The organism is Micromonospora chalcea (genome assembly GCF_028768405.1).
In the GTDB taxonomy this organism is placed as follows: domain Bacteria; phylum Actinomycetota; class Actinomycetes; order Mycobacteriales; family Micromonosporaceae; genus Micromonospora; species Micromonospora chalcea.
Genome location: NZ_CP118233.1, coordinates 720,518 through 725,777, shown reverse-complemented (window position 1 = coordinate 725,777; position 5,260 = coordinate 720,518). Strand labels below are relative to the sequence as shown.

At 74.0% G+C, this 5,260-nt stretch carries 5 protein-coding genes; 2 read left to right on the top strand and 3 right to left on the bottom strand.

Annotation, left to right across the window (positions count from 1 at the left end; all coding sequences use genetic code 11):
* Positions 1-161: 161 nt before the first annotated feature.
* Positions 162-926, bottom strand: a complete 765-nt coding sequence (locus tag PVK74_RS03415; protein ID WP_274478145.1) for a thioesterase II family protein — start codon at positions 924-926, stop codon at positions 162-164.
* A 294-nt stretch (positions 927-1,220) separates the two neighbouring features.
* Here PVK74_RS03415 and abc-f point away from each other — a divergent pair, with 294 nt between their 5' ends.
* Positions 1,221-2,858 carry a ribosomal protection-like ABC-F family protein gene (abc-f, locus tag PVK74_RS03410; protein ID WP_187692659.1) on the top strand — a complete coding sequence of 546 codons (1,638 nt, stop codon included), beginning with the start codon at positions 1,221-1,223 and terminating at the stop codon, positions 2,856-2,858.
* Positions 2,859-2,874: 16 nt separating this feature from the next.
* Here the strand turns inward: abc-f and PVK74_RS03405 are convergent, their stop codons facing one another.
* Positions 2,875-3,897 carry a sensor histidine kinase gene (locus PVK74_RS03405; protein ID WP_043324777.1) on the bottom strand — a complete coding sequence of 341 codons (1,023 nt, stop codon included), beginning with the start codon at positions 3,895-3,897 and terminating at the stop codon, positions 2,875-2,877.
* Entirely contained in the window at positions 3,894-4,607 is a 714-nt protein-coding gene (locus PVK74_RS03400; RefSeq protein ID WP_140946063.1) for a response regulator transcription factor, read from the bottom strand. Before PVK74_RS03400 ends, PVK74_RS03405 begins: the two co-directional genes overlap by 4 nt.
* Positions 4,608-4,691: 84 nt before the next feature.
* Between PVK74_RS03400 and PVK74_RS03395 the strand changes: the two genes are divergently transcribed.
* Positions 4,692-5,255 carry a DM13 domain-containing protein gene (locus PVK74_RS03395; RefSeq protein WP_209961484.1) on the top strand — a complete coding sequence of 188 codons (564 nt, stop codon included), beginning with the start codon at positions 4,692-4,694 and terminating at the stop codon, positions 5,253-5,255.
* The last annotated feature ends 5 nt before the right edge of the window (positions 5,256-5,260 follow it).

Sequence of the window (5,260 nt, the reverse complement as noted above, 5' to 3'; positions counted from 1 at the left end):
GAACACCTCGGCGCACGCGACAGTATGCCGCCTCGTCAGCGACGTCCCTTCGGCGAACGGATGGCGAACTTTAACACCGCTTCTCGGCCACTCACCAGGTCGAATACCGGACATTGTGGAAGGTCCGGCGCGGGTACGAGTCCTTACCTGCTCTTTGTCGCTTATTCCGCCACAGGGGTGTGACTGACGACGATGTGTCGCATTAGGTCGATGATTTCCGGCAGATGGTCGGTAAGGAAGAAATGCCCGCCGGGAAACACGTGCCATCGCGGCTCGGTGACACATTCCCGGGCCCACCCCGCGGCCCGTTCCGGGTCCACGTGCTCGTCCCCGTCGCCGAGCAGCACGTGCACCGGCACCTCCAGCGGCGGCCCCTGGCGATAGGCGTACCGCTCGGACAGCGCGAAGTCGGCCCGCACCCCGGGCAGGATCAGCTCCATCAGGTCGCGGTCGGCCAGCAGCGCGGCCGGCGTGGCCCCGAAGTCGCGCAGCGCGTCGATGAGACCGGTGTCGTCCAGGTCGTGGACGCGCCGCCGTACCAGCCGGGTCCGCGGCGCCTCCGCGCCGCCGACCAGCAACGCCAGCGGTGCGGGCGCGCCCCGGCGGCGCAGCTCCCGGGTCACCTCGAACGCCACCAGCGCCCCCAGGCTGTGGCCGAACAGCAGGAACGGCCCGGACGCCCGCTCGGCGACGGCCGTCGCCAGCGCGTCCACCAGTTCCGCGAGGTCGTCCACCGGTGGCTCGTGCAGCCGGGCGCCCCGGCCCGGCATCAGCGCGACCTGCACCGACAGCTCCGGCGCGGCCAGTTCCCGCCACTGCGCGAAGGAGGCGGCGACGCCGCCGGCGTACGGGAAGACGAACACCTGGGCGTCGCCGGTCGAGGATCCGGCCGGCCCGAACCAGCGGCTCGCAGTCACCTGGGACATGGCCAGGAGCATAGGGCGCACGGCGCGGCGGACCGCCGCGCGGACGCCGGTCCGGCACGCCCGCGCCGGGCACCGGCCGGTGCTACGGTGGACCAGGCGCACCGGCGAGGCCGTCCGAGCGCGAAGATCGCACAGGGAGACCAGACATGGCGGGTGACGACGACATCTCCGGGTGAGACCGGACATGTGACCGACCACAGGCAGGCGCCGTGGTCGTGTCGTCGTACCCCGAGACCGTGTCCCCCGCCGGGCGGCTGAGGTCCGCCCGCCCTCATCTTCGAGGTCGTCTTCCTGATGTCCGATTCCTTCGTCGTCTGCTCGAACCTGACCTTCTCCTGGCCCGACGACACTCCGGTCTTCCAGAACCTCTCCTTCACCCTCGGCGCGGGCCGGACCGGCCTGGTCGCGCCGAACGGCGCCGGCAAGAGCACGCTGCTCAAGCTGATCGCCGGTGAGCTGCGGCCCGCCGCCGGGTCGGTCACGGTGCACGGTGTGCCGGGCTACCTCCCGCAGAGCCTGCCGCTGTCCGGCGACCTGACCGTGGCGCAGGTGCTGGAGATCGCCCCGCTGATCGCGGCGCTGCACGCCATCGAGTCCGGCGACGCCGACGAGCGGCACTTCACCACCATCGGCAACGACTGGGACATCGAGGAGCGCACCCGCGCCCAGCTGGATCGGCTCGGCCTCGGCGACCTCGCGCTCGACCGGCGGCTGGACACCCTCAGCGGCGGGCAGGTCGTCTCGCTCGGCCTGGCGGCGCAACTGCTGAAGCAGCCCGACGTGCTGCTGCTCGACGAGCCCACTAACAACCTCGACCTCGACGCCCGGCACCGGCTCTACGACGTGCTGGAGCAGTGGACCGGCTGCCTGCTGCTGGTCAGTCACGACCGGGCGCTGCTGGACCGGATGGACCGCATCGCCGAGCTGGACCGCGGCGAGGTGCGGTTCCACGGCGGGAACTTCACCGCGTACGAGGAGGCGGCGCGCGCCGCGCGGGAGGTGGCGGAGAAGAACATCCGCAACGCCGAGCAGGACCTCAAGCGGGAGAAGCGGGAGTTGCAGGAGGCCCGCGAGCGGGCGGCCCGCCGGGCCGGCAACGCCGCCCGCAACCTCAAGAACGCGGGGCTGCCGAGGATCGTCGCCGGCGGCATGAAGCGGGACGCGCAGGTGGCCGCCGGCAAGGCGAACGAGATGCACTCCGGGCGGGTGGACGACGCCCGGGCCCGGCTCGACGAGGCCGAGCGGGCGCTGCGCAACGAGCAGAGGATCTCGGTGGAGCTGCCCGCCACCGAGGTGCCGGCCGGCCGCACGCTGCTCACCGCCGAAGGAGCGCAGATCCGGTACGGCGACCGGCAGCTGTTCGCCACCGGTGGCGTCGACCTGACGATCCGGGGACCGGAGCGGATCGCTCTGCTCGGCGGCAACGGCGCGGGCAAGTCCACGCTGCTGCGCCTGATCAACGGCGACCTGGAACCCGAGCAGGGCCGGATCAGCCGGGCCGACGGCCGCATCGCGTACCTGTCGCAGCGCCTCGACCTGCTGGACTCCGACCGTACGGTGGCGGAGAACCTGGCCGCGTTCGCGCCGCAGGCCCCGGATGCGCAGCGGATGAACCTGCTGGCCCGCTTCCTGTTCCGCGGCCCGCGGGCGCACCTGCCGGCCGGGGTGCTCTCCGGCGGCGAGCGGCTGCGGGCGACGCTGGCCTGCGTCCTGGGCGCCGAGCCGGCCCCGCATCTCCTGCTGCTCGACGAGCCGACGAACAACCTCGACCTGCTCAGCGTCGCGCAGTTGGAGAGCGCGCTGAACGCGTACCGGGGGGCGCTGCTCGTGGTCAGCCACGACGAGCGGTTCCTCGCCGCGATCGGGGTGGAGCGCTGGCTGCGGCTCGCCGACGGGCGCCTGACGCAGACCGGTCCCCCGGACGCCGCCTGACCGGGCGCGGCGGCTGTCAGGCGGGCGGGAGGCGGACGACGAACCGGCAGCCGCCGGTGACGTTGTGCGCGTGCACCCGCCCGCCGTGCGCCTCGACCAGGCCGCGCACGATCGCCAGGCCCAGCCCGCCACCGGCCGGCGCCGGCTGGTCCGCGCCGGCCGGTGTGCGGGCCCGGGTCCCCCGGAACGCCACGTCGAACACCCGGGGCAGGTCCGCCTCGGGGATGCCGCCGCAGGTGTCGGAGACGGCGAACCACACGTCGCCCTCGTCGTGGCCGGTGTCGACGCGCACCGTGCCGTCCGGCGGCGTGTACCGCACCGAGTTGACGAGCAGGTTCGTGACGACGCGGGCGAGTTCGGCCTCGCCGGCCCGGACCGTGGGCCAGCCGGTCTCCGGGGCGAGCACACGCACCCCCCGGTCGGCGGCCAGCGGCGCGGTGGCGGCGATCGCGTCGGAGACGACGTCGCCGAGCGGCACCGGGGACAGCGCGGGCCGCAGCGCGCCCGCGTTGATCCGGGACAGCTCGAACAGGTCGTCGACCAGCCGCGTCATCCGGTCGGTCTCGACCCGGACCCGGTGGTGGTACTCGGCCACCGTCGCCGGATCGTCCACCACCCGGTCCTCCAGCGCCTCCGCCATCGCCCGCAGGCCGGCCAGCGGTGTCCGCAGGTCGTGGGAGACCCAGGCGACCAGTTCGCGGCGGCCGGCCTCCAACTGCCGTTCCCGCTGCCGGGCCTGGTCGGCCCAGACCGCCGCCCGCGCCAGCCGGCGGGCGAACGCCACACCGACGGCCAGGCTGACCGCCGCGGACGCCGCGACCGTCACGAGAACCACCTGCAGGTCGTGCGCGGACAGGAACATGGCCTGCGCGACAGCGGTGACGCCCGCCGTCACCGAGGCGATCGTGACCGCGAGCAGCACCGCGATGTGCGCGAGGATCGACCGGCGGCGCACCAGCCGCAGCGCGCCCACGCCGAGCGCGCCGACGACCGCGCCGGCCAGCAGGGCGTAGGACCCGATGACCAGCAGCTCGCTCACCGGGACCCCAGCGGCTCGTAGCGGTAGCCGACGCCCCACACGGTGACGATGCGGCACGGCTGCGCCGGACGGTCCTCGATCTTCTCCCGCAGCCGCCGGACGTGGACGGTGACAGTCGACTGGTCGCCGAAGCGCCAGCCCCACACCCGGTCCAGCAGTTCGGCCCGGGACCATGCGCGACCCGGGTTCGCCAGCAGGAACGCGAGCAGGTCGAACTCCCGCACGGTCAGCGCCAGCGGCTCCCCGCCGCGCTCGGCGACCCGCCGGCCGGCGTCGACGGTCAGGTCACCGTCGCGCAGCACCCCGGCCGGTCCCCGGTCGTCGCGGGCCGTGCGCCGCAGCACCGACCGGATGCGCAGCACCAGTTCCCGGGGGGAGAACGGCTTCGTCACGTAGTCGTCCGCGCCGACCTCCAGCCCGGCGACCCGGTCGGCCTCGTCGCCGAGCGCGGTGAGCATGACGACGGGCAGCCCCGGCAGCCTCCGCCGCAGCCGCCGGCACACCTCGATGCCGTCGAGGCCCGGCATCATCAGGTCGAGGACCACCAGGTCGGGTGGCTGCTCCCCGGCCGCGACGAGCGCGTCCGCCCCGTCGAAGGACAGCCGGACCCGGTAGCCGTCCTGTTCGAGATAGCGGCGGACGACGTCGCTGACCGTCCGGTCGTCGTCGACGACGAGCACGTAGCGCTCCATGGGCCCGACGCTACCCATCGGCGTCCCGGCGCGGCGGCCCGCGGTCGGGCCGTAAGCGGACGGAAAGATCCTCCGGCCGGGAACGGCCCTACGGTTCACGGCATGGGCAGAAGACGTGTGGTGTTGTCGGTGCTCGCCGTCGTGGTGGTCGCCGGTCTCGGGGTGAGCCTGTACCTGTTCCAGCCGTGGCGGCTGGTGACCGACCGCGAGGTGCGCGAGGCGCTGCCGTCGGTGACGGAGCCGCCGACGGCCGGCACGAGCGGCCCGCCGGCCACCGGCGGGCCGCCCGCCGACGTGGTCCTGGCCGCCGGTGACTTCGTCACCCACGAGCACGACACGTCCGGCCGGGCGCAGCTGGTCCGGCTCGCCGACGGCCGCCGTCAGTTGCTGCTGCGGGGCCTGAACACGTCCGACGGCCCCGACCTGCGGGTCTGGCTCACCGACCGGAAGGTGCAGCAGGGCCGCGCGGGCTGGCAGGTGTTCGACGACGGCCGCTGGGTGGAACTGGGCCGCCTCAAGGGCAACATCGGCGACCAGGCGTACGACATCCCGGCGTCGGTGGACCTGGACGGGCTGCGCAGCGTGTCGATCTGGTGCAAGCGGTTCGCGGTGTCGTTCGGCGCGGCCCCGCTGGCCGTGGCGGGGACGGGATCGGCGCCGGCCTGATCGGC